General features: G+C 64.5%; 24 protein-coding genes, 1 tRNA gene and 1 other RNA gene. 15 read left to right on the top strand and 11 right to left on the bottom strand.

Annotated features, from left to right (window positions below):
• Nucleotides 1–87 precede the first annotated feature (87 nt).
• Nucleotides 88–783, top strand: a complete 696-nt coding sequence (locus tag BRC58_03830; GenBank protein PSP18357.1) for a Crp/Fnr family transcriptional regulator — start codon at nt 88–90, stop codon at nt 781–783.
• Nucleotides 784–973: 190 nt separating this feature from the next.
• A complete protein-coding gene (locus tag BRC58_03825) occupies nt 974–2788 on the top strand; it encodes a hypothetical protein (GenBank protein PSP18356.1) in 1815 nt (604 codons plus the stop codon).
• Nucleotides 2789–2803: 15 nt separating this feature from the next.
• Here BRC58_03825 and BRC58_03820 read toward each other — a convergent pair whose 3' ends face one another.
• A complete protein-coding gene (locus BRC58_03820; GenBank protein ID PSP18355.1) occupies nt 2804–4681 on the bottom strand; it encodes an excinuclease ABC subunit C in 1878 nt (625 codons plus the stop codon).
• A 134-nt stretch (nt 4682–4815) separates the two neighbouring features.
• Between BRC58_03820 and BRC58_03815 the strand changes: the two genes are divergently transcribed.
• The 6 genes from BRC58_03815 to BRC58_03790 all read left to right on the top strand — a co-directional run bounded on the left by BRC58_03815 (nt 4816) and on the right by BRC58_03790 (nt 9530).
• Nucleotides 4816–5085 carry a photosystem I reaction center subunit PsaK gene (locus BRC58_03815; protein ID PSP18361.1) on the top strand — a complete coding sequence of 90 codons (270 nt, stop codon included), beginning with the start codon at nt 4816–4818 and terminating at the stop codon, nt 5083–5085.
• A gap of 48 nt (nt 5086–5133) precedes the next feature.
• Nucleotides 5134–6306, top strand: a complete 1173-nt coding sequence (sat, locus tag BRC58_03810) for a sulfate adenylyltransferase (protein ID PSP18354.1) — start codon at nt 5134–5136, stop codon at nt 6304–6306.
• A 70-nt stretch (nt 6307–6376) separates the two neighbouring features.
• Nucleotides 6377–6730, top strand: coding sequence for an iron-sulfur cluster assembly accessory protein (locus BRC58_03805; GenBank protein ID PSP18353.1), 354 nt, complete (start codon nt 6377–6379; stop codon nt 6728–6730).
• Between the two features lie 95 nt (nt 6731–6825).
• On the top strand, nt 6826–7695 hold the full coding sequence (locus tag BRC58_03800; protein ID PSP18352.1) for a peptidase M48: 870 nt from the start codon (nt 6826–6828) through the stop codon (nt 7693–7695).
• Nucleotides 7674–7757, top strand: a tRNA-Leu gene (locus tag BRC58_03795). Before BRC58_03800 ends, BRC58_03795 begins: the two co-directional genes overlap by 22 nt.
• An 84-nt stretch (nt 7758–7841) precedes the next feature.
• Nucleotides 7842–9530: a DNA mismatch repair endonuclease MutL gene (locus BRC58_03790; GenBank protein PSP18351.1), complete on the top strand. Its 1689-nt coding sequence runs from the start codon at nt 7842–7844 to the stop codon at nt 9528–9530.
• A gap of 328 nt (nt 9531–9858) precedes the next feature.
• Here the strand turns inward: BRC58_03790 and BRC58_03785 are convergent, their stop codons facing one another.
• The 5 genes from BRC58_03785 to BRC58_03765 form a co-directional block, all read right to left on the bottom strand.
• Nucleotides 9859–10341 (bottom strand): cytochrome B6, encoded by a 483-nt coding sequence (locus BRC58_03785; GenBank protein PSP18350.1) that lies wholly within the window; start codon nt 10339–10341, stop codon nt 9859–9861.
• 90 nt (nt 10342–10431) lie between these two features.
• The gene (locus tag BRC58_03780) at nt 10432–10887 is read right to left on the bottom strand and encodes a hypothetical protein (GenBank protein PSP18349.1); all 456 of its coding nucleotides are present in this window, start codon (nt 10885–10887) and stop codon (nt 10432–10434) included.
• Nucleotides 10888–10890: 3 nt separating this feature from the next.
• Complete coding sequence (zds, locus tag BRC58_03775) at nt 10891–12363, bottom strand: 9,9'-di-cis-zeta-carotene desaturase (GenBank protein ID PSP18348.1); 1473 nt, start codon at nt 12361–12363, stop codon at nt 10891–10893.
• Between the two features lie 53 nt (nt 12364–12416).
• Nucleotides 12417–12869 carry a glyoxalase/bleomycin resistance/extradiol dioxygenase family protein gene (locus tag BRC58_03770; GenBank protein PSP18360.1) on the bottom strand — a complete coding sequence of 151 codons (453 nt, stop codon included), beginning with the start codon at nt 12867–12869 and terminating at the stop codon, nt 12417–12419.
• Nucleotides 12870–12877: 8 nt separating this feature from the next.
• Nucleotides 12878–13381, bottom strand: a complete 504-nt coding sequence (locus tag BRC58_03765) for a TIGR02652 family protein (protein ID PSP18347.1) — start codon at nt 13379–13381, stop codon at nt 12878–12880.
• A 158-nt stretch (nt 13382–13539) separates the two neighbouring features.
• Here BRC58_03765 and BRC58_03760 point away from each other — a divergent pair, with 158 nt between their 5' ends.
• Nucleotides 13540–14010: a gamma carbonic anhydrase family protein gene (locus BRC58_03760; GenBank protein PSP18359.1), complete on the top strand. Its 471-nt coding sequence runs from the start codon at nt 13540–13542 to the stop codon at nt 14008–14010.
• A gap of 100 nt (nt 14011–14110) precedes the next feature.
• Nucleotides 14111–14230, top strand: a complete 120-nt coding sequence (locus BRC58_03755; GenBank protein PSP18346.1) for a photosystem II protein Y — start codon at nt 14111–14113, stop codon at nt 14228–14230.
• A gap of 93 nt (nt 14231–14323) precedes the next feature.
• On the opposite strand, the gene BRC58_03750 is transcribed toward BRC58_03755, so the two are convergent.
• A complete protein-coding gene (locus BRC58_03750) occupies nt 14324–14554 on the bottom strand; it encodes an NAD(P)H-quinone oxidoreductase (protein ID PSP18345.1) in 231 nt (76 codons plus the stop codon).
• A gap of 189 nt (nt 14555–14743) precedes the next feature.
• Here BRC58_03750 and ssrA point away from each other — a divergent pair.
• Nucleotides 14744–15138, top strand: a transfer-messenger RNA (tmRNA) gene (gene ssrA / locus BRC58_03745).
• Nucleotides 15139–15148: 10 nt separating this feature from the next.
• Here the strand turns inward: ssrA and BRC58_03740 are convergent.
• Nucleotides 15149–15991, bottom strand: a complete 843-nt coding sequence (locus BRC58_03740) for a DNA-formamidopyrimidine glycosylase (GenBank protein PSP18344.1) — start codon at nt 15989–15991, stop codon at nt 15149–15151.
• 17 nt (nt 15992–16008) lie between these two features.
• A complete protein-coding gene (locus BRC58_03735; GenBank protein ID PSP18343.1) occupies nt 16009–16494 on the bottom strand; it encodes a photosystem I reaction center subunit IV in 486 nt (161 codons plus the stop codon).
• Between the two features lie 310 nt (nt 16495–16804).
• Between BRC58_03735 and BRC58_03730 the strand changes: the two genes are divergently transcribed.
• The gene (locus tag BRC58_03730; GenBank protein PSP18342.1) at nt 16805–19936 is read left to right on the top strand and encodes a hypothetical protein; all 3132 of its coding nucleotides are present in this window, start codon (nt 16805–16807) and stop codon (nt 19934–19936) included.
• Nucleotides 19937–19979: 43 nt separating this feature from the next.
• Entirely contained in the window at nt 19980–20405 is a 426-nt protein-coding gene (locus BRC58_03725) for a hypothetical protein (GenBank protein PSP18341.1), read from the top strand.
• Here the strand turns inward: BRC58_03725 and BRC58_03720 are convergent.
• The gene (locus BRC58_03720) at nt 20402–20620 is read right to left on the bottom strand and encodes a hypothetical protein (GenBank protein ID PSP18340.1); all 219 of its coding nucleotides are present in this window, start codon (nt 20618–20620) and stop codon (nt 20402–20404) included. The two genes, BRC58_03725 and BRC58_03720, sit on opposite strands and share 4 nt — an antisense overlap.
• Before the next feature lie 4 nt (nt 20621–20624).
• On the bottom strand, nt 20625–20807 hold the full coding sequence (locus tag BRC58_03715) for a hypothetical protein (protein ID PSP18339.1): 183 nt from the start codon (nt 20805–20807) through the stop codon (nt 20625–20627).
• Nucleotides 20808–20843: 36 nt separating this feature from the next.
• Here BRC58_03715 and ald point away from each other — a divergent pair, with 36 nt between their 5' ends.
• Nucleotides 20844–21902, top strand: coding sequence for an alanine dehydrogenase (gene ald / locus BRC58_03710; GenBank protein ID PSP18338.1), 1059 nt, complete (start codon nt 20844–20846; stop codon nt 21900–21902).
• Nucleotides 21903–22153: 251 nt separating this feature from the next.
• A partial coding sequence (locus tag BRC58_03705; protein PSP18358.1) for a hypothetical protein occupies nt 22154–22437 on the top strand: 284 nt, incomplete at its 3' end.

Below are 22437 nucleotides of genomic sequence, written 5' to 3'. Positions count from 1 at the left end.
TAATTAGCAGCGGGTAAAAAACCGCAGTTCCATGAGCGCCATTCTCCCCACAAGGCGCGTCGCCAACGCGCCGCGAACTTAACCGAGGTGTTCGCTGCTTCGCCGTTTGCGACCAATGCACTGTTAGCGGCGCTTCCGGCAACAAGCTACCAAAAACTAGCGCCACACTTAGAGCGCGTCTCTTTTCTTCCTGGGGAAACGCTGCTGCACCCTGGGGATCCCTTAAATGCCGTCTATTTTCCCCAGAGCGGATTGGTCGTCCGCATCGTGCGGCTTGATGATGGTTCGGCAGTGGAGGCAGGCGCGATCGGGCGCGAGGGGGTGTTGGGCGTTCCCGCTGCCTGGGTGGGGTCTTACCGCAACATACAGGCGATCGCGCCCGTTGGCACCGAAGCTCTCAAGCTGGATGCCGAGCTTTTGCGGGCGCAATTTGCAACCGACAGCGCGCTGCAGCAGCAGCTCATTCACTACATGCAGGCGCAGCTCGAGCGGCTGGCACAAACCGCGGCTTGCAATGCCAAGCACGCGATCGAGCGGCGCTTGGCGCGCTGGCTGCTCGGCATCCAAGACAGCGCCCAATCGAGGGAGCTGATGCTAACGCAAGAGCAGCTCGCCCATATCTTGGGCGCTCGCCGCTCGAGCGTGACGGTGGTGGCCCGCTGGCTCAAACAGCAGGGCCTGATTCGCTACCAGCGCGGCCGGATCGCCATCTTGAACCGCACGGGGTTGGAGGCGATGGCCTGCGAATGCCGCCACGTGCTGCAAGCCCCTGGCGATCGCTAGCGGCGCTGGGATCTGTCGCCGTACTGATGGCTCCTTAATCTAGCCTCTATAAAATGAGTGGTTAGGCCGCCAGGGGCGAACGTGAGTGGTTAGGCCGCCAGGGGCGAACGTGAGTGGTTAGGCCGCCAGGGGCGAACGCGCGCCCCAGCAAGCTGGCCCTGGCGCGTCTCGACTGTTCCGGCTGGCTCAAGTGACGCAATCGGAGTTGCCCATGCCATCTGAGTCCCCGGAACGCGCCTGCCCTGCGCCAGTCCCGGACGAAGTCACTCGCGCGCTGCTGGATGGCGTTGCCGATGCCGTCCTGCTAGCCGACTCGGCCGGCACCTTAAAGTTTGTCTCCCAAGCCATTGAGACTTGCCTGGGCTGCACGCCCGATGAAGCCTATGCCTTGGATAGCGTTGAGGCTCTGTTGGGCGGGGATCCGGCCCCATGGGCCGACGCGGCGGGCAACATTAGCCGCCTAGCGTGGCCGATCGCCGATCGCGCCGGCCGGCAACGCACGCTGCTGCTCGACGCCCGGCGGGTCGATACCCATCCAGGCCACATCCTGTACACCTGCCGCAAGGCCAGTAGCGGGCAGGACGATTTCCGGGAGTTGGTCGAGCGCTCGCCCGACGTTATTGTCCGCTTGGACCGCCAGTTGCGCCACGTTTACGCCAACCCCAGCATTGAGGCGGCAACCGGCATCCCGGCGGCGGCGTTCATCGGGCAGACCCACCAAGAGCTGGGCATGCCGCCCACGCTGGTTGCGCTCTGGCAGCAAGCCGCCGAGCAGGTCTTTCAAACCGCCCGAGCCACCTCGCTCGAGTTTGACTTTGACGGCCCCAACGGCATCCGGCACTATCAGGCTCTTTTTTATCCCGAGTTGGCTGGCGATGGCACCGTTCGCTTTGTCGCTGCAGTCGGCCGGGATATCACCGCCGCCAAACAGTCCCAGCAAGCCCTGCAGCAGCAAGCCCAACGGGAGCGCGTCTTTGCCAACATCGCGCGCCGGATTTCTCGCTCGCTCTCGCTCGAGGCTATCCTGAGCGCGACGGTTGAGGAAGTGCGCCGCTACTTTGGCTGTGATCGCGCCGTGGTCTATCGCTTCCAGCCGGAGGGGGGCGGCACCTTTGAGGCCGAATCGGTAGCTCCGGGCTGGCGCTCGCTGCTGGGGCAGTCCTACCGCGATCCCTGCTTCGAGCGCGGGCAGGCCGAGCGCTACCGCCAGGGGCGCATCTGCGCAATTGCGGATGTCAGTGCCACGGCGATGGCAAGCTGCCATCGCGACATGCTGGCGCAGTTCCAGCTGCAAGCCAATTTGGTCGTGCCCATCGTGCGCGATGGCGGGCTTTGGGGCCTGCTGGCCGCCCACCACTGCGCCGGCCCCTATCCCTGGCAGCAATCGGAGGTGGAGCTGCTGCAACAGCTCGCCGTGCAAGCGGGCATTGCCATCCAAAATGCCGAGCTGTACCGCCAGCTGGAGGTAGCCAATGGCGAGCTGCAGGCCCAGGCCACCACCGATCGGGTCACCCAAATTGCCAATCGCAACAGCCTTGATTCCGTTCTCGAGACCGAGTGGCAGCGCCTGACCCGAAGTGGGGGAACGATCTCGCTCGTTTTGTGCGATGTCGATCGCTTCAAGGCCTACAACGACCGCTTCGGGCACCTGGAAGGCGATCGCTGCTTGCATCAAGTGGCCCAGACCCTAGCGCAGCAAGTGCGGGGCCGCTCGGATTTGGTGGCGCGCTACGGCGGCGAAGAGTTTGCCCTGCTGCTGCCCCAAACGCCCCGTTCCGGGGCCCGGCACGTAGCCCAGCGCGCCCAAGCCGCCATTCGGGCGCTGCAGCTGCCCCACGTCGAACCCAGCAGTACCGTAACGCTGAGCTTTGGCGTTGCCAGCATGCAGCCCAGCGCTGAGGTTGCGGCAACGACGCTGGTGGATCGCGCCGATCGGGCGCTTTATTGGGCCAAAACCACCGGGCGCGATCGCATCGTGTCCGAGTTGGAGTGCCAGCTCGATTGAGGGGCTGCTGGGCAGCTAGTTCAGGTGCAGGTGGTCGTAGATGGTTTGGGCCAAGCGCGGGCCAATGCCGGGCGCTTGGGCCAGTTGCTCGGGCGTTGCTTCCCGAATGTAGTCGATGGAGCGAAAGTGGCCCAGAAGCTGCTTTTGGCGCTGCAGGCCCAGCCCCGGGATCTCGTCGAGGCGCGATCGCGTCTGCTGCTGGTTGCGCCGCTGGCGGTGGAAGCTAACGGCAAAGCGATGCGCTTCGTCGCGCAGGCGGCGCAGCAACTGGATGCCCGGTTGCTCGGGATCGGCGGCTAGCGGTTCGGCCTCGCCCGGTAGAAACACGGCCTCGTGCTGCTTGGCCAGGCTAACGACGCGCAGGTGCTGCAGCAGGTTCAGCTCTTGCAAAGCCGCCACCACGGCCGAGAGTTGGCCCTTGCCGCCGTCAATCACCACTAGATCGGGCCAATCGGGGTCGCGATTTGGGGCGAGCGTGCCCTCGGCGTGCTGCCTAAAGCGGCGGCGGATAACCTCGGCCAAGCTCGCGTAGTCGTCCGAGCGGCCGCTGCGGACGGCTTGGTCGCGGATTTTGTAGTGGCGGTAGTGCTGCTTGGCCGGGACGCCGTCCAGGAACGTGACCTGCGAGCCGACCGCCTCGCTGCCCTGGGTGTGGGAGATATCGTAGCCTTCAATCCGGCGGGGCAACTCGGGCAGATCCAGCACGTCCGCCAGATCTTGCATGGCGCGGGTGTTGCGATCCACCTGGCGTTGGGTGCGCGCCAGCTCGTAGCTGGCGTTGCGCTCCACCATGGCAACCAGCTCGGCTTTGGTCTGGCGCTGCGGCGCGAGCAGACTGACCTTGCGCCCTTTGCGCTCGCTGAGCCAATCCGCCACCATCTCCGGCTCAGGCAGCGGGTGCTGCACCAGCACCTCGCTCGGGATCTCGACCGGATCGGCGTTGGCGTAGTGCTCCTCGAGCGTCCGCTGCAGGATTGCCCCCGGCTCGGCGGCTGCAGCATCGGCAAAAAAGCCCAGGCGGCCCACGAGCTTGCCAGCGCGCACCTGAAACAGCTGGATGCTGGCATGCTGCTCGTCCGCCGCCAGCGCAATCGCGTCTTGCGAGACGGTGCTGTTGGGCAGCGAGACTTTCTGCTCGGCGGTGAGGGTCTCGAGAGCGCGGATGCGATCGCGGAGGCGAGCGGCCCGCTCGAATGCCTGCGCTTGGGCGGCCTGCTGCATTTGGGCGTTGAGGCCCTCGAGCAGCTCGCCCGTGCGCCCTTGAAACACCATGGCCACCTTCTGCACGGTTTCGCGGTAGTCATCGGGCGCAATTAGCGATTGGCAAACGCCCGGGCAGCGCCCCATGTCGTAGTTGATGCAGGGGCGATCGCTAAAGACCGGGCGCGGCCGCTGCCGCAGCGGAAAGATGCGCTTGACCAGCTGCAGCGTCGTGCGCAGCGAATGCGCATCCACGTAGGGGCCGTAGTACTTGTCCTGGGCGTTGCCGCGGCGCCGGCGGCGCGTGATGAAAATGCGCGGATAGGGCTCCGACCAGGTAATGCAGAGGTAGGGGTATTTTTTGTCGTCGCGCAGCAGGACGTTGAAATAGGGCTGGTGCTGCTTGACCAGGTTGGACTCCAGCGCCAGGGCTTCAGCTTCGGTGTCGGTGACGATGAACTCAATATCCGCCACCTGGCGCACCATCATGGCGATGCGATCACTGAGCTGCTGCGAGTTGCGAAAGTAGGAGCGCACCCGCGAGCGCAGCTTTTTCGATTTGCCCACGTAGAGGACGCAACCGCTGGCATCGCGCATCAAATAAACGCCTGGCTGCAGCGGGATTTCCTGCAGCCGCCGCTCCAGGCGCTCGGGATCTTTAACCAGCGTTGCGGGCTGCGAAGCTGCCGTCACGCGCTGTCCTAGCGCAACACCCTTCCCGATTTATGGTAAACGCTGCTCCCGGGCGCTGCGGCGCCCCGGAAGCGGGTGCTAGCCTGCGATCGGCCCAGCCGAGCAATGCCACAGCGATCCTTGAGGAGGCACCCATGTTTTGGCCGTTTCTGGCGCAAACCCAGGCCAGCGTCCCAGCCACGCCCGAGTGGGGCGCTCCGGTCGCAGCCGTGATGATTCTGTTCAACCTGGCCGGTCTTGCCTTGGTGCGCTTTGCCGTTCCCATCCCGGCCCAAGGTCAGGGCCCCGCGCCCCAACCGGTTGCATTCGGCTTCAGCCTCCCCCAGATCCTGGCTGGGGCCAGCATCGGCCACGTGCTGGGAACCGGTGCCATCTTGGGACTGGCCAACGTGGGCGCCTTGTAGGTTCGCCGCTGCTAGCATTGGGAGGCTGCAGCCAGCGACCTTACCGTTATGCCAGTCCAGCAAGATGCGATTGCGCCCCACGGCGGCCACCTCGTTAACTGCGTTGCCAGCGATGCCGAGAAGCAAGAGCTGCTCGAGTACTGCGATCGCCTGCCGCGCGTCTCGCTCGACGAGCGCGCTTACTCCGATCTGGTCATGATTGCCATCGGCGGGTTTAGCCCGCTGCGCGGCTTTATGAACCAGCAGGACTACGAGCGCGTTGTTTCCGAGATGCGGCTGGCCAACGGCTTGCCCTGGTCCATTCCCGTCACCCTCTCGGTAAGCGAAGCGGTGGCCGAACCGCTGCCCGAAGGCGGTTGGGTACGCCTCGACGATCCGCAAGGGCGCTTTGTCGGAGTCCTCGAGCTCACGCAGAAGTACCGCTACAGCCAGGCTTACGAAGCCCTCAACGTCTACCGCACCACCGATCGCGAGCACCCTGGGGTGGACGTGCTCTACCAGCAAGGCCCCATCAAGCTGGCCGGGCCGGTTTGGCTGCTGGAGCGCGAGCCCCATCCGCTGTTTCCGCAGTACCAGCTCGATCCCATCGAGTCGCGCCGGCAGTTCCGGGAGCGCGGCTGGCAGACCATCGTGGGCTTTCAAACCCGCAACCCCATCCACCGCGCCCACGAATACATCCAGAAATGCGCACTCGAGACGGTCGACGGCCTGTTTTTGCACCCGCTGGTAGGAGCCACCAAAAGCGGCGATATCCCAGCCGATGTCCGCATGCGCTGCTACGAAATCATGCTGGAGCACTACTTTCCGCAAGAGCGGGTCATCATGGGAATTAACCCGGCTGCCATGCGCTATGCCGGGCCGCGGGAGGCCATCTTCCACGCGCTGGTGCGCAAAAACTACGGCTGCACCCACTTCATCGTCGGGCGCGATCACGCTGGCGTGGGCGACTATTACGGCACCTACGAAGGCCAGCAGATTTTCGATGCCTTCGACCTCGAGGAGCTGGGCATCACGCCCATGAAGTTCGAGCACGCCTTTTTCTGCAGCCGCACCCAGCAGATGGCTACGCTCAAAACGACGCCCAGCCCGCCCGAGGAGCACGTCCACTTCTCGGGGACCAAAGTGCGCCAGATGCTGCGCCAGGGCGAGCTGCCGCCGCCGGAGTTCTCGCGCCCGGAAGTTGCCCAAGAGCTAGCCAAAAGCATGCAGCAAGCCCGCTAGCCAGCGCCCAGGTTGGCTGCAACCCCGCATAACGCCATAATGAGAGTGAGTCAGGAGCAGGCAGGCCACTATGACACAGACCACTCAGACCGAGCAGGGCATCCAAGTCTCCCAGAGCGCCCTCGAGCACCTGCGCCAATTGCGCGACCAGCAGGGTCAAGACCTCTGCCTGCGCGTGGGCGTTCGCAGCGGCGGCTGTTCGGGGCTCTCCTACATGATGGAGTTTGAAGATCCCGGCCAGTTGCGCGATGACGACGAGGTCTTTGACTACGACGGCTTCCAGATCGTGGCCGATCCCAAAAGCTTGCTCTACATCTACGGGCTCACCCTAGACTACAGCAATGCCCTGATTGGGGGTGGCTTCCAGTTCACCAACCCCAACGCCAGCCAGACCTGCGGCTGCGGCAAATCCTTCGGCGTCTGAGCGGCTGCGCTCGGATCCCATCCCAGCCGCTTGCAAACGGCCGGTAGGCTCGAGCCTGCCGGCACTCGCAATACGTTGCCGGGCGAGCGCTCCATATGGCCCCCATCCCACTGCTCGGCCTCAAGGCGGACGAGTTTCGCCACCCGCTCGATCGCGAAGCCACCCAGACCCTCAAGCAGGTACCGGGGCTGGATGTCGCCGTTCGCAGCTTGCTGGGACCGGCGGCCGAGCAGGTCTTTTACCTCAACAACATTGCCGCCAGTGTGCGCGTGGGCGAGCAGCAGCTACCGCAGCTGCACCGCTCGCTGCAGCAGGCCTGCCAGACTCTGGATCTGGAACCGCCGGAGCTCTACGTCCACCAGCATCCGGCCCCCAATGCCTATACCTTTGCCATGCGCGGCCGGCAGCGCTTTATGGTGCTGCATACCTCGCTGCTGGAGATGCTGACCCCCCAAGAGACCCAGGCCGTCATGGCGCACGAGCTGGGGCACCTCAAATGCGAGCACGGGGTGTTTCTGACCTTGGCCAATCTGGTGGTGTTGGGGGCCGATTTGCTGCCTAGCTGGGGAGTGTTTCTAGCGCAGTCGTTGCGATCGCAGATGCTGGCGTGGCTGCGCTGCGCCGAGCTGAGCTGCGATCGCGCGGCCCTGTTGGGCACCCAAGATGCCCGCGCCCTCATGTCGGCACTGATGAAGCTGGCCGGCGGCTCGCCCAGCATCGCCCCGCAGCTCAACCTGGATGCGTTCATCGAGCAGGCGCGCGCCTATGACGCCATCGGCGAGACGCAGTTGGGCGAGATGCTCAAAAGCGCCCAGGCCGAGGAGCGCACGCATCCAGTTCTCGTGCTGCGCGCCCGCGAGATCGATCGCTGGGCGCGATCGCAGCACTATCAGGCCTTGTTGGGCCGGCACCAAACTAACTATAATGACGGAGCCGAATTGGCGGGCAAGTGGCGGAACTGGTAGACGCACCACACTCAAAATGTGGCGGCCCTACGGCCGTGAGAGTTCGAATCTCTCCTTGCCCAGTGCAGGCGAGCCGGCGCTAGCGGTGCTGCAAGCGATGCCCTTGCGTTGAGCGGGTAGCGAGCGGCACCCAACCCCATCGGCCCATGGCTGGCTCCATCCAACCGCTACCTGCCGATGTCATCGCCCGCATCGCTGCTGGCGAGGTTATTGACTCGCTGGCAGCTGCGGTCCGGGAGTTGGCCGAGAATGCCCTCGATGCGGGCGCAACCCGGATCGCCGTTTCGCTGTGGCCCCAGCAGTGGCGGGTCCGCGTTGCCGATAACGGCAGCGGCATGGCCCTAGCCGACCTGCGCACCTGCGCTCGGGCCCACAGCACCAGCAAAATTGGCGAGCGCGCGGATCTGGCCCGCATCGCCAGCCTGGGGTTTCGCGGCGAAGCGCTCCACAGCCTAGCCCAACTCGCCCGGCTGGAGATTTTGAGCCGCCAAGGTGATGCCCAGGGATGGCACGTCACCTACAACCGCGAAGGTGCCGAAGGGGGCGTTGAAGCGGCCGCGATCGCGCCGGGAACCATCGTCACAGTGGACGATCTGTTCGGCAACTGGCCGGTGCGCCGTCGGGGACTGCCTGGCTTTGCCCAGCAGCTCAAAAGCGTCCAGGCCACCATCCAGCAGCTGGCACTCTGCCATCCGCACATCAACTGGCAGGTGCACCACAACGATCGCCTCTGGTTCCGTATCAGCGCCGGCCAGAGTGCTCGCGACATCCTGCCGCAAGTGCTGCCGCGCGTGCGGGCCGAGGACCTGCAGCGCGCCTGCCGCGAGGTGACCACGCCCCAGGCCGGCCCCGAGCCCCCTGAGTCACCGTCTTGGCTCGAGGTGGTGCTGGGCCTGCCCGATCGCTGCCACCGCCGCCGTGCGGACTGGGTGCGAGTGGCTGCCAACGGCCGCTTCGTCCGGGTGCCGGAGCTGGAGCAAACCATCATTCACAGCACCCACAAGGCCCTCCCGCGCGATCGCTACCCGGTGTGCTGGCTGCACCTGCGCACCTGCCCCAGCCAAATCGACTGGAACCGCCACCCGGCCAAAACGGAGGTCTATTTGCGATCGCTGGCCTATTGGCAGGAACAGGCCAGCGAGGCGATCGAGCAGGCCCTCCAGCTCGATCCCGAAAGCGTCCCCACTGCCGTTCGCAATCGCCGCGCAACGGCACTGCTACAGGCTTCAGAGGCCCGCGGCAGCTACCGCACCAGCGATGGGCAGGCAAGCGCTGCCGCCGGCAGCGGGAATGCCCTTCAACTCCAGGCCATCGCCCAGCTGCGCCAGACCTACATCCTGGCCGAGCACGCGTCCGGCATCTGGCTGCTGGAGCAGCACATCGTTCACGAGCGCATTCTGTACGAGCAGCTTGTTGATGACTGGCGCCTGGTCGCGCTCGATAGCCCCATCGTGCTCTCGGAGCTGGGGGCCGCGCAGCACGAGCAACTGCAGCGATTGGGCGTTGCCGTGGAACCGTTTGGCGAGCGCCTTTGGGCTGTTCGCAGCGTTCCGGCCGCCTTGCACCAGCGCTCGGATTGCGCGGACGCCCTGTTGGAGCTCAGCCGCGGCGCAGACCTGGAGGAAGCCCAAGTGGCAACCGCCTGCCGCACTGCCATCCGCAACGGTACCCCTCTGAGCCAGGCCACCATGCAGCAGCTGCTGGATCGCTGGCAGCGCACGCGCAACCCCAATACCTGCCCGCACGGGCGGCCCATTTACCTGCCGCTGGAGGAGTCCTCGCTCGCCCGCTTTTTTCGCCGCCATTGGGTTATTGGCAAAAGCCACGGCATTTAAAAGCGGGCACAAAACTACCGCACCATATGGGTTGTGGCCAGTATCTTGCTCTGGTTTCGACTTTGAGAACACGCCCTAGTACTACAGCCGCGGTTTGGCGATGTTGCATCTGCTGGCACGTTGAGATCCCCCAACTCCAGCAGTCGTGCATTGCCAAGATAGATGGCCGGCTCCCAATCCGCGACTGTAGTACTAGAGCTCTCTATCTCCATCCCTACCAGTTTTGTTAGGCGCTCTTAGCGACGCGCTACGAAAAGCGGGCGCAGAACGACCACGCCATGTAGATTGAGGCCAGTATCTTACTCTGGTTTTAACTTTGGTAAACGCCCTAGCCCGATTGGCTTTTGACCAGCACGCGATCGCCTTGCGTTTTGACGGGATAGCTCGGCAAAGACTGAGTGGCAGGTTCGCTCATGAGCTGGCCTTGCGCGTCAAACTCGGACCCGTGACACGGACAGCTAAAAACCTGCTGCTGCTGCTGCCACGCCACCGTACAGCCGCGGTGAGGGCAGGTGGGATTGACTGCCGATAGGCTGCCATCCGTACGGACCACTAAAACGGGTTGAGCTGCTGCCTGCTCGGCCAGTAGCTGCCCGTTGTCCTCTAGCTGCTCGACGGTTCCAATCGCTTGAAAGCCCTCGTCGTTTGAGGGGCTGTCGCTAGCACTATCCGCAGCTGAAGGGGACTGTTGGGACTGCTTTTGATTCTTGGGGCCACAGGCGGCAAGCACGGTTGGCAGGTAGCTAGCCAGAACGCCAACGCCAAACCAGCCCAGAAAATAGCGGCGCTTGACCCTAGGAAGCTTGCTCACTCGCACCCCTCCTTAGCGCACGCGATCGCCCGCCAGGCATTTTGCCACTTTCTCTCCCACACGCCACCTGGCCAATGCCCCATGGCGGAATTAGCTGCCTCCCTGGGAAGCCTGGAGCTGATGGGCATAGTCGCGGAAGCGCTCCAAATCGGCCTGCAAAGTTGACTCAACCAAGCGGCCGACTAATAGCTTATCCATCAGCTCGCCCAGGTAGCCGGGCACGGCATAGGCCACAGTGAGCTTGACGATGCTGCGGCCTTGGCGGTCGTAGAAGCGGATGGCGCCGCGATTGGGCAGCCCATCGACTGACTCCCACTGGATGATTTGGCGCTCGATGGTGCGGGTGATGCGCGATCGCCAATTGAACTCAAATCCGCCGGTTTTGAGCGTCCAGCGCGAGAGCTCGGGGTTATCGGCCAGCACCTCGACCGAATGGATCCATTTCATCCAGCGCGGCATGCGCTCCAGGTCGCACCACAGCGCCCAGACCAGCTCCATGGGCGCCTCGACCTCAATCTGCACGCTGTGCTCGAGCCACTCCGCCATGGGTTACGCGCCCCCTGCCGTTGCGGGGGCAGGCGCAGCAGCGACGCGCTCGCCTAGAATGGCGCGGGCAGCCTGGCGGCCGGAGCGGGTAGCGCCCTCCATGCTGTCGATGTAGTCCTGCTGGGTGTAGCTGCCGGCTAGGAAAAAATTGGCGACGGGCGTCCGTTGCGGTGGCCGGTACGGTTCCATGCCTGGCGCCTCGCGGTACAGCGACTGGGCGAGCTTGACAGCACCGTGCCAGGTCATGTTGAGCTCGCGCGCCGAGGGAAACAGCTGGCGAACTTGGGCCAGCGCGTGCTGTGCGATCGCCTCGTTGCTGGCTTGAATGAACGGATCCCCTGGCGTCAGCACCAGCTGCAGCAGCGAGCCCTCGCCGGGCTTGTAGTAGTCGCTGGGGCTGGTTAGCGCTAGGTCGGCGAAACAGGAAAAATCGGCATCGGGCGTGTAGAGCAGGTTGTCGATCCCGGCCGGATGCGCGAGCTGGCGGCGCTGTTGCGGATCTTGCAGCTCGGTCACCCAACCATCGAAGCGCAGCTGCACGGTCACCACCGGCACGGTATCGAGCTGGTAAATGTTGTCGAACTCGGGCCACTGGCGCCAGGCCTGCGGTAGCAGCCGTTGGATGCCGGGCACATCGCAGGCGGCGAGGTAGGCATCGGCCGCGACCGTCTCGGGTTGCCCGCGGCGCGCGACAGTCAGCCCCGTCACGCGCGTCCCCTCGCTGCCTTGCTCGAAGGCAATCTCGCGCACCCGGGTGCGCGTTCGAATGGTGGCGCCGCGCGCCGTCAAATAATCGAGGATGGGCTGGTGCAGGTAGCGATCGGGCGAGCCTTCCAGCATGTGCAGCACCGAGGCCTCGCTGCGCGCGGCAAACAGCTGGAAGACGCTCAGCATGCAGCGTGCCGAGATCTGCTCGGCATCGATAAAGCCCAGTGCGTAGGCAATGGGATTCCACAACCGGCGCAGGCTGCCATTATTGCCACCTTGCCGGCGGAACCAATCGGCAAAGCTCAGGCCGTCCAATTGGCGGATAGCGCGCATGGCGCCGCTAAAGTCGAGCGTGCCGCGCACTAGCGGACTGGTGCCCAACGCCAGCGAATTGCAGGCCTTGTCGCGTTCCGAAAGCTGGTTGGTGGTAAAAAAGGCCTTGAGGCCGTTGAACGGCGCGCCGGTCAAAAAGCGAAAATCCAGCTTGCCGATGCGCCCGCCAGCGTTGACAAACGTATGCGCGTGTTCTTTGCGGCGCAGTGAATCGAGGGCCCCCACCTGGCGCATGAGCGCCAACAGCTGCTGGTAGCAACCAAAAAAAACGTGCAGCCCCATCTCACGGTGGTTGCCATCGGCATCCAACCAACTGCCGACCTTGCCACCCACAAAGGGCCGGGCCTCCAAAATTTCGACCTCGCAGCCCGCATCCACTAGCTCCACAGCAGCCGCCAACCCAGCCAGACCGCCGCCGATGATCGCAACGCGCATTCGCTCGTCCCCGCTCGCAGCCACTGCCGGCATTCTAACGGCCCCTGCCGCCCTCAGGCTTCTCCATTGGGGGCGTCCTGGCGCCGCAGAAACTCCAGCGGCAGGCCGTCGCTATCGGCAATGAAGGCCACCTCGTAGCGGCCGTTGCCGATCGCCTGAGTTGTGGGAGCTAGCAACACCTGTAGCGGCGCAAGCCGATCCGGGTCGCAGGCTGCTGCGCTATCCAAGCGCGCCCGCAGCGCCTCGAGCCACGCGGTGAGGCTATCGGTCGTGGCGCTCAGATCGAACGACAGGTGGTAGTAGCCCACGTAGCGCTCGTCACCAAAGGCATCAGGGGCAGGCTTGGGATGCGGGATCTCGATGAGCTCGAGGCGCGAGCCCAAGCCCACCAGCCAGCAAGCCAGGGTTATGCCGGTGGTGTAGCGCACCTCTAGCTCAAAGCCCAACTGTTGGTAAAAAGCGATCGCACGGTGGATGTCCGCAGTGCGAATGGCGGCGTGATGCATGGCCGCGCTCACTCAAACAGCTGAAAGTAGGGATAGCGCGCCGGAATGCCAGGTTCTTTTTCCACATCGAAGTTGATCACCGCCCAGCAGGGTTCCTCTTCGGGGTCGGGGCTGAATTCGATAGGCAAACCGTAGAGCTTAGGCGCCCCCGATTGCGCGTCCCGCTGGGAGGCGTTGCGCTCCAGGTAAGTGCTGATCAGGTCTTGGTAGCGCTTGGCCACAATGACGCGCTTGGCCCGATAGCCCTGCGTGTAGAGGCGATCGAGGGCTTCGTGGATTTCAAAGCGAATGCCATCGGGGTGGGTGTGCTGCCGGTACCACTCCCCTTCCCAGCAGCGCCAGTGACGGCCTGACTGCAGGTGAACCAGCTTGCCCGTGTTGGGATCGGCTTCAAACGCCCCGTGGCGCGGGCACAAGTACGTATCGGTTAGCGTTAGTGCCGGAATGGCTTGGCGGCAGTGCGGACATTTAATCTCCGGGCCGAAGATGGGATTTTGTAACCCTGACTCCATATCGGTTTGAGTCGCAAACGGCCGCTTGCTGGCCGCTCCATTATATCTGCTAGGGTCTTTGGGCATCCGAGCTGGCGCCTTTGCCCCCATCCACCGTGTCCGATTGGCCTGCCCCCGACCTATCGCCCGCCGCGTTCGTTGCACCCAACGCCACCGTTATGGGCCGCGTTGCCCTAGGGGCTGGGGCAAGCATTTGGTACGGCGCTGTCGTGCGCGGCGACATCGAGCGCATTGAGATTGGCGAGCGCACCAACATCCAAGATGGCGCCATCCTGCACGGCGATCCGGGCGAGCCCACAATCCTGGAGGCCGAGGTGACCGTAGGCCACCGGGCAACCATCCACTCGGCGCGGCTGGAGCGCGGCAGCCAGATTGGCATCGGCGCCATCGTGCTCAACGGCGTGCGCGTGGGGGCAGGCAGCATCATTGGCGCCGGGTGCGTGGTCACCAAAGACGTGCCGCCGCGATCGCTGATGGTGGGCATCCCGGCCCAATGCAAGCGCGCGGTCTCAGAGGCGGAAGCAGCGGAGCTGATCGAGCACGCCCGACGCTACGAGCGGCTTGCCCTCGCCCATGCCGGGCGCGGAACGGATTTAGGGTTTGAGGTCGGTACCGACGGAACTAAGTAAAAGTACTGACTTATCGACTGGAACGCGTTAGCAATTTTAAGCTATCCTTAGTTATTGAAACGTCCCGATCTCACCCGAGGCGTTCAAGCGAGGTACCGCTATGGATTGGCGCGTTCTCATTGTCTTTTTGCCCATCCTGGTTGCTGCTGGCTGGGCGCTCTACAACATTGGTGCGGCAGCCCTACAGCAAGCCCGCAATTTCCTAAGCGAAGAAAGCTAGCGATCGTCCATCCAGCCATCGATGCCAGCGGCTGGTCCTGACAGGACCAGCCGCTTTCTGTTGGTCTGTTGGGCGTCATGCGGTCCCTGGAAGCTACTCTACCAGGGTTAGATGGTCTAGGTTCAGCCAAATGTTGGGGGTGGGGACGTAGAACTTGACCAGCGCGTACTGACCGTCCTCGTCCAAATCGAGTATTTCGCCTTTACTCTCAAACAGGTAGGGCGGAAGGTCCGGATCGCTCGAGCGCGCTTCCAAGCTTCCTTCGAACCGTTCGCGCACCACGCTAACCAAGGCGCCTTTTTTGAGCTTGCCCTTTGCTGCCAATACCAATCCTCGTAGTTTATGCACTAGATCGCGATCCCCGAAACTCCCTCAATATGGGAGTCATGTTCTTTGGTGGGCGTGCATCTGCTGCTCAAATTTGTATGAATGGGGCAGCAGTGGGGATAACCGCCCCCACCCGTCCGGGTAACCGCACTACCCAGTGTCGCGCAACGTGCCACCATAGGTAGTGGGCCTGATGTGGCTTCGACAGGCCGAGGATAGCCGATACCGTGAAGCAGGCCGAGAGCGAGTCCCCTCTCGATAATCAAGGCTCAACTCCAAAGTAAGTGCGAACAACATCGTTCCTTTCGCTCGCAAGGCAGCCCCGGTTGCTGCCTAACCACCTCAATCAGTAGGTAGCGAGCCTTCGCCACCCGACGCCGCTAAGGGTGGCGGAGCCAAAATCAGCGGCTGCTCCCTGAGGCCGGGCCCCGGTCGGCCTTGGGGCTAAGCTCAACCGGGGAACCCCGCTACCCGGGATAAAGGGTAACCCCCGCCGCGCGGGTTAAAGCGGCTAAGCCTGTGAACGAGCGGTAGGCGCGTACTCGGTCTGGACGGCGGTTCGACTCCGCCCAGGTCCATTTTTTCTTGTTTCTAGCGCTGGCAGGTGGGGCAAAAGTGCGCCGAGCGTCCAGTGAGTTTAATGCGGTGGATGGCGCCCGCGCAGGTGCGGCAACGGTCGCCCTCGCGCCCGTAGACCCAGGCCAGCGCCGTGTAGTTGCCGTTTACCCCTAAGACATTGAGGAAGCTGCCGAAGCTGCTCCCGCCACGTTCGATGCCTGCTTGCAGAACAGCCCCAATGGCGGCATGCAGCCGTTCGATCTCGCTGTCACTGAGCGTGTAGGCAGCGCGTTGCGGATGGAGGCCGCTGGCGAACAGTGCCTCGTCGGCGTAAATGTTGCCTAGCCCGGCCGCGATGCTTTGATTGAGCAGGGCATTTTTGATCGGGCAGCGGCGGCGCTGCAGCTGCTGCGCCAGGTATGCAGGCGAAAACTCGCTCGAGAGCGGGTCGGGACCCAGCTTCTGTAGCCCGGTCATGACCGTTTCGGGCTGCGAGTCGGGCGGGACCCACCACACCTGACCGAAGGTGCGCATATCGACAAAGCGCAGCTCGCGGTCCCGGCCGACAAACAGGCGCAGGCGGGCGTGCGGCTGCAGTGGTTCTTGCCGGGACAGCCACAGCAGCTGCCCGCTCATGCGCAGGTGAACGCCCAACCAACCGGCAAAGCCCTCGGCCCTCAGCGAGGCCAGTAGGTATTTGCCCCGACGCTGCCAGCCCGCCAGCGTTGTCGCCGTTACGCCCGCCCAGAAGGCCTCAATGGAAGGGGGGTGAGCTAGGGTCCGCTCCAGCAGGACCTGCCCACCCCCAATGCGTTGGCCGCGCGTTTGCTGGTTGAGTCCCTGGCAAACGGTTTCGACTTCAGGTAGCTCCGGCACGATGCGCGATCGCGACCTTACTGGCTGCTACCGCTGCCCGAGTCGGACTGGCCGGATTGGCCTTGCTGCCGTTGTTGGCTGCTGCCTTGCGACTGGCTCTGGGATTGCCGCTGGCCGCCGCCATCCTGCGACTGACCGGCAGACTGACTGCTTCCTTGCGAGCGAGATGCGCTGCTCTGGGAGCTGCTAGCGGCCTTGCCGGACTGGGCCTGGCCGCTACTGGCGGCGCCGGCTTTGGTTTTGCCCTCAGACTTTTTGCTCCCTTTTGACTGCTTCTGCTCTTTAGCCGGCGGCGCCTCGATTTCTTCGAGCTCTTCAAACGCAAAGTTGTTGGTGCTGACGCCGCCTTCGTTGCCGCTGTAAACGGTGTAGTTGACCTTATCGAAGCGCACGATGACCGGATAGCGAATGCCGCTTTTGTCCACGCTGGCGACGGTGCCGACATCGCCGTACCAGTACGATTCGGGCCGCAGAATTTTAACTTTCGACTTGCGCTGAACCATAGTTGCCTACCGGATCTTTTAAACCAAACGTACTACCTTCGCTGCGCGTGCAGGCCGTCTCAGTAATGAAATTTTATGCCCGTTGCGGCTTGCAACCCCGCATCAGCGGCGAGCGGCGTTCGCCAGCGCGCGCGCCGCCTCCCGAGCCGGCGTGCCACAATGCAGCTGTCCGCTAGACTGCGGTAGGCCATGCAGCGGCAGCCCGGCACTAGCGATAGCGTTTTAACCGTCTCGATTTTCAATCGGGCACTACATGTAGTAGGCTAGGCCGCCCAAGCGCAACTGCAACTGTTGCTCGGGGAGGTTAGCCGTGCCCGATGTTTGCATCCCCAGTTCCGCAAAGACCTCAAACGCCCAGGATGGGCTGACTGAGGCGCCTGCTACCGAGCCCATCGCCTGGAAGATCTGGGAGCGCTTTCCTCGTGCCGAGGTGATCGCGCAGGAGCTGGCCATTATCCCCGCCCACTGGAGCCTGACACCGCTGCGCGGCAAATCGGCCTACCGGCGCAACTGGCAGCGCGAGCCGTTCATCCCGCACGCCACCATCCAGCGCCTGCTGCTCGAAGGTGAAGCGCGTATGGGCAAAAAGACCGGCCGGGCCTACCGCGCTTACATCTCCGGCTTTGGCCTGCGCACGGGCGAGGCGTCCCAGGGCTTGCTCGCGCTGGATATTGACGGCGCCAGCGCGCAATCGCTTCTGCAGGCACTGGGCGGCGAGCTACCGCTGACGGTGAGCTGGACCTCCGGGCAAGCTGGCCGCCAGCAGTTGCTGCTGCAAGTGCCCGAGCCCTATCGGCAGCCGCTGCAAGCGTTTACGCGAACCACGTTGACCGAGTGCGCCGGCTGCCAAACGCGGCCGGGCGAGCTACTGGAGTTGCGCTACAACCACCACCAATCGGGGTTGCCGCCTTCCTACCATCCCGCCACCGGTGCCTACCGCTGGCTCCACTCCCCCGCCGAGGCGGACGTGGCGCTGGCTCCCGAGTGGTTGTGCCAGCAGCTACTCCATCTGGCCCAGCCCGAGCGCCGTCCGAGCGGCCCCAAGCCGTCCCCGCGGCGCGAGCGCGCTCGCGCGAGCGCGTCCGCCACCGGCGCTGGGACCGAGCCGGCTGAGTTTCTCCAGCGCCAGGTCCTGCCGCGCCTGAGCCCCGAGCAAATCTACAACTGGCCCGGCCACAACTGGTACTACGGCGAGAACCACATGCGCGGTTGCCCGCCCTGGCGCGAATCCCAGTCCCAGCAGTCGTTTCACGTGGACTGCAAGGACGGCCAGTGGGTCTGGTTCGACTTTGGCCTGGGCGAGGGTGGCGACGCCGTCCAGTACCGCTGGCGCTTGCGCGGTGGTTGCGGCACGCCCAAAGGGCAGGATTTTATCGATGTCGTGCGCGAGCTAGCTGCCGATGCCGGCGTCTCCGTACCGGCGTTCGCACCGGCCGACTCGCCCGAGGCGGAACGGGCGCAGCGGGCTTGGTACCGCAGCCAGCAGTTTAGCCCCACCCACTGCATCGACCGGCCCTATTTTGCCTGGGAGGTCCCGGCCGCCGGCAGCGTGCTGGCCGTGCGTTCCGGTTTGGGAACGGGCAAAACGGCTTGGCTGGCGCGCGCGATCGCGACCCTGCCGGACGAAGGCTGGGTGGCGCTGGGCTATCGCAACTCGCTGCTGCTGCAGGCCTGCCAGCGCTGGCAGTTTTGGCACCTGCATGCCGATGCGGCCTGGGAAGCTGTACGCGATCCGGGCAGCCGCCTGGCCCTCTGCGTCGACAGCCTGTACTACTTCCGAGCGACAGATTTCGACGGCAAAAACCTGATTTTGGATGAGGCCATGGCCGTCACCATGCACTTGCTGGTGGGTGGGACGCTGCGCAAAAACCGCGAGGCTATTCTGGAGCGGTTTGCGGCAGCACTCCAGCGCGCCAATCGCATCTTTGTGCTGGATGGCTTTTTGGCCGATTGGTGCGTGCGCTACCTGCACCACCTGGCTGGCGAGGCGCGCCCGCTGACCCAGGTCCTCAACCGGTACCAGCAGGCACCGCTCCAGATTGAGTTTCTGACCGGGGCGCTCGATGCCAACGGCAAGCTCAAGCGCCACGATCGCTCGCCGCTGCTGCGGCAGCTGCGCAGTTCGCCGCGCCCGGCCATTTGCACTGACAGTCAACTCGAGGCCGAGGCCCTGGCCCGCGTCCTGCAGCAGGCGGGTAGCGACGGCCTGCGCGTCGATTCCACCACCAGCGAGCAGGCCGAGGTGCGCGCGTTCTTGCAGGCGCCGGATGCCTACCTGCGCGAGCGCCAGCCCGACTTTTTGATCTACACCCCCTCGGCCGAAGCCGGCATCGACATCAGCGTGCGGGACTATTTCAGCGACCAGTTCTGCTTTTTTGTGGGTGTGCTCCAGACCCACGCGCAGCTGCAGATGATGATGCGCGTGCGCGATCCCCAGCTCAAGCGCTGGGTGGCGTGCCGGACGCTCGGATTGCAGGCGCCTGAGAGCGAGCGATCGCCGCTGCCCTCCCCAGTAACGCAAGCGGTGGAAGCCTTTGTCCGCCAGGAAGGCACCAATGCCATCAATGGCGAATCCGACGCGCAAGCCATCGAGCGGCTCGTGGACCGAGTGCAGCAGGCCCGCCAGAACCGTCACTACGAAGCCGCTTGCACGCTGCAAGCCACGCGCAGCTACGAGCGCCGCCACTTGCGCGATTGCCTGTTGGCCTCACTGTGCCAGGCCGGCCATCGCGTACGTACTTTGGTCCTAGAAGAAACCGCCCAGGAGCGCGAGCACCAGCGGCAAGTCAAAGACAGCATTAAGGAGGCCAACGCGCGCCGCATTTACCAGGCGCCCCCGCTGCCCAGCTTTCAGTCCGCCGGGCGCGATGGCTCGGTCGCTGCTTGCGGTGATCGCTTCCAGCTTGCCCGAGCGCGCTTGCAGCAACGCTTGCCCGGCATCGAGCAACACCCGCAGTGGGGACCGGCTTTCATCCGCCGCGTCTGGTACGACGAGCGCCAGTTTCTGGCCCAGCAGGAGCTGTGCTGGTGGCTGCAGCATCCCCAGGCCATGCCAGCGCCCCAGCGTGCGGCCGAGCGCCAGTCGGCGGGCAACCCGCGCGGTCGTTGGGGGCGCATCCGGGCCCTACAAGCCGTCGGGATCAAGGGCTTCCTCCAGCCCGAGCGGGAATGGCGCGCGGACGACCCGGCCCTGCAGTCACTGGCCCAGCGGTGCCAAGCCGATTGGGTCCAGCGCGCCCTAGGCCTGGGCGAGCGCAATGAAGCCCCGCTGGTACTGCTGCGCCGGCTGCTGCGGTTGTTGGGCCTCAAGCTCGAGCGCCGCCGCGTCCATCAGGGCGGCCAGCGCGTCGCGCGCTACCGCCTCTGTCCCCGCACCTGGCACGATCCCGACCGCCAGGCGGTTTTGGCTTGCCTGGAGCGGCGTTGGGGCAGCGCGGGCTAGGCTGGCGGGCAGGACCCCCTGATTGCGCCCCGCAATTGAGACTATGGAACGCGGGCTGATTTGGCTGCCACTGCTGGCGCTGTTTGTGGGCTTGGCCGCGGCCGGTTGGCACGAGCACCGCAAGGTGGAAGCCTACCGCCGCTGGGCCCAAGATTTCGAGCGGGCGAAATACGACATCCGCGCGGTCATGGGACAGCGCGGTGATCGCCTGGTTTGGGGTTGGCCCAGCCGCCGCGGCCCCCAAAACCTGCAAGAACTGTCGCTGCGCCAGCTCGAGCGCATCGAGCTGTTGGTCGATGGCACCCCGGTCTCGCCGGCCGATCCGCCCGAGCGCGGCTCGCCGGCTTTGGCGTTTTACCGGCCTGGCGGGGAGCTTGCCGCGCAAGTGCCCTTTACCCAGATAGCGCTGGCAGCCCAATGGGGCCGCGCCTTGCAGCAACAGCAGCACGAAGCCCAAGCGGCCGGCTAGTAGCGCTCGGCGGGTAGCGAGAGCGGCCGATAGGGCGGCGCTCGGCGCCGCTGCCGGCGATGCTTTTGGCGATGCAAGCCCCACGCGAGCGGGACCAGGACCAGCCCCATCCCCAGCAGCGCCCAATGTCCGCTCACGCCGCCAATGGCGGCATTGACGGCACCGACAGTAACGGTGAAGCGAGCGAGCGGATCCCAGCGGCGGCGCGATCGCATGGCGCTAAATCGAGCCCAACCAGCTCAGGACGCCCTGGCCGGTTACCGCTTCGATAACCAGCATCAGCACGAAGCCCACCATGGCGGCGCGGCCGTTGAGGCGCTCGGCATAGCGGTGGAAGCCAAACTTGGGCTCATCCAGCTGCGGCGTGACGCTGGGTTGCGGTGGCGATTGGGGCGGCGCCATGGGCTGCTTCTGGAGCGCGATCGCTGCTGCTATTGTATGGGGTACGCGGGGCAGCCGGCAGCTAGGGACAACATGGAACGCTCGCTGTGCGAGCGCGGGCTGGCGGTTTTTGTCGAGACGGGGGCCGGGGCAGGCGCTGGCTTTGCCGATGCCGAGTACCAGCAGGCTGGTGCCCAGATCGTCACCAGCGCCGAGGCGGCCTGGGCTCGGGATTTGGTGATCAAGGTCAAAGAGCCGCTGCCGCCGGAGTATCCCTACCTTCAACCCGATCGCATCCTGCTGACGTACCTGCACCTGGCGGCCGATCGGCGCTTGACCGAGCGCTTAATCGAATCCGGCGTGACGGCGATCGCCTACGAGACAGTGGAGCTGGAAGACGGCCGGCTGCCGCTGCTGACGCCCATGAGCGTCATTGCCGGGCGCCTGGCCGTGCAGTTTGGCACCCACTATCTAGAGAAGCAGCAGGGCGGGCGCGGCGTCCTGCTCAGCGGTTGCCCCGGCGTGCGGCCCGGGCGCGTCACCATTTTGGGCGGCGGGGTCGTCGGTACGGAGGCGGCGCGCATTGCCACTGGCATGGGCGCCCAGGTCCAGATCCTGGATGTCAACCTGGAGCGGCTGGCCGAACTTGAGAACCTGTTTGGCTCGCGCGCGGAGCTGCTCTACAGCAATGCCTCTCAAATCGAGGCCATCGTTCCCCAAGCCGATCTGCTGGTGGGGGCTGTTTTGGTCCCCGGGCGCCAGGCGCCCTGGCTGGTATCGCGCGAGTCCATCCGCCAGATGCGCGCCGGCTCGGTCGTGGTCGATGTGGCGGTCGATCAGGGCGGCTGCGTGGAGACGCTGCGCCCCACCTCGCACACGCAGCCCACCTACGTAGCGGAAGGGGTAGTCCACTTTGGGGTGCCCAACATGCCGGGTGCCGTTCCCTGGACGGCAACGCAGGCGCTCAACAACAGCACGTTGCCCTACGTGCAGCAGCTAGCCGAGCAGGGCCTGCAAGCGCTCGATCGCAACCCGGCGCTGGCCAACGGCCTCAACGTCAAGCACCACCAGCTCGTCCATCCGGCCGTGCGCGAGGTCTTCCCTGAGCTGACCTAGGGAGGGGCCTTGGCCGGAGCCGCCCTCACTGCCCGCTGGTACCGTCAAGCCTGCCGCCGCCGCGGTACCGTCGGTTGCGCATTCGGGATGAGGGATGTGCCAATCGGTAGGAAGCATTCCTCAGGCTGGGCTGCGCGCTTATCCCGTTCAACCACCTGCCGAAGTTCTGTCACGGAGCAGCAGGTGCTGCCCTGCTCGACCAAGGTTCCTGCTACACTGCTTGATTATTACGCTAACGTAATGGTCGGAGCATGAGTTGGGACATTGAGTACACGGATGAGTTTGGCGATTGGTGGGACTCCCTCAGCGAGACGCAGCAAACCGATGTTGCGGCTACAGTCGAACTACTAGCAGAAAAAGGGCCTAACCTGCCATTCCCCTATTCGTCAGGCATTGAAGGGACTGTACAGTTTAGCTTGCGCGAACTGAGAATTCAGTCTCAAGGCAGACCAATAAGGGTTTTCTACACTCTCGATCCTAGACGGCGGTGTCTGTCAAGGAAGTTGTCACATCGGCTCATGAACTCTGTAACACT

The organism is Cyanobacteria bacterium QS_8_64_29 (genome assembly GCA_003022125.1).
Lineage (GTDB): Bacteria > Cyanobacteriota > Cyanobacteriia > Cyanobacteriales > Rubidibacteraceae > QS-8-64-29.
This window is presented reverse-complemented; position numbering and strand designations above follow the sequence as displayed.

Coding starts and splice junctions, on each gene's coding strand:
- BRC58_03815 (PSP18361.1), top strand. CDS start 4,816: ATGTTTTGGCCGTTTCTGGCGCAAACCCAGGCCAGCGTCCCAGCCACG.
- sat (PSP18354.1), top strand. CDS start 5,134: ATGCCAGTCCAGCAAGATGCGATTGCGCCCCACGGCGGCCACCTCGTT.
- BRC58_03805 (PSP18353.1), top strand. CDS start 6,377: ATGACACAGACCACTCAGACCGAGCAGGGCATCCAAGTCTCCCAGAGC.
- BRC58_03800 (PSP18352.1), top strand. CDS start 6,826: ATGGCCCCCATCCCACTGCTCGGCCTCAAGGCGGACGAGTTTCGCCAC.
- BRC58_03790 (PSP18351.1), top strand. CDS start 7,842: ATGGCTGGCTCCATCCAACCGCTACCTGCCGATGTCATCGCCCGCATC.
- BRC58_03780 (PSP18349.1), bottom strand. CDS start 10,887: ATGGCGGAGTGGCTCGAGCACAGCGTGCAGATTGAGGTCGAGGCGCCC.
- zds (PSP18348.1), bottom strand. CDS start 12,363: ATGCGCGTTGCGATCATCGGCGGCGGTCTGGCTGGGTTGGCGGCTGCT.
- BRC58_03770 (PSP18360.1), bottom strand. CDS start 12,869: ATGCATCACGCCGCCATTCGCACTGCGGACATCCACCGTGCGATCGCT.
- BRC58_03765 (PSP18347.1), bottom strand. CDS start 13,381: ATGGAGTCAGGGTTACAAAATCCCATCTTCGGCCCGGAGATTAAATGT.
- BRC58_03760 (PSP18359.1), top strand. CDS start 13,540: ATGGGCCGCGTTGCCCTAGGGGCTGGGGCAAGCATTTGGTACGGCGCT.
- BRC58_03755 (PSP18346.1), top strand. CDS start 14,111: ATGGATTGGCGCGTTCTCATTGTCTTTTTGCCCATCCTGGTTGCTGCT.
- BRC58_03735 (PSP18343.1), bottom strand. CDS start 16,494: ATGGTTCAGCGCAAGTCGAAAGTTAAAATTCTGCGGCCCGAATCGTAC.
- BRC58_03725 (PSP18341.1), top strand. CDS start 19,980: ATGGAACGCGGGCTGATTTGGCTGCCACTGCTGGCGCTGTTTGTGGGC.
- BRC58_03720 (PSP18340.1), bottom strand. CDS start 20,620: ATGCGATCGCGCCGCCGCTGGGATCCGCTCGCTCGCTTCACCGTTACT.
- BRC58_03715 (PSP18339.1), bottom strand. CDS start 20,807: ATGGCGCCGCCCCAATCGCCACCGCAACCCAGCGTCACGCCGCAGCTG.
- ald (PSP18338.1), top strand. CDS start 20,844: ATGGGGTACGCGGGGCAGCCGGCAGCTAGGGACAACATGGAACGCTCG.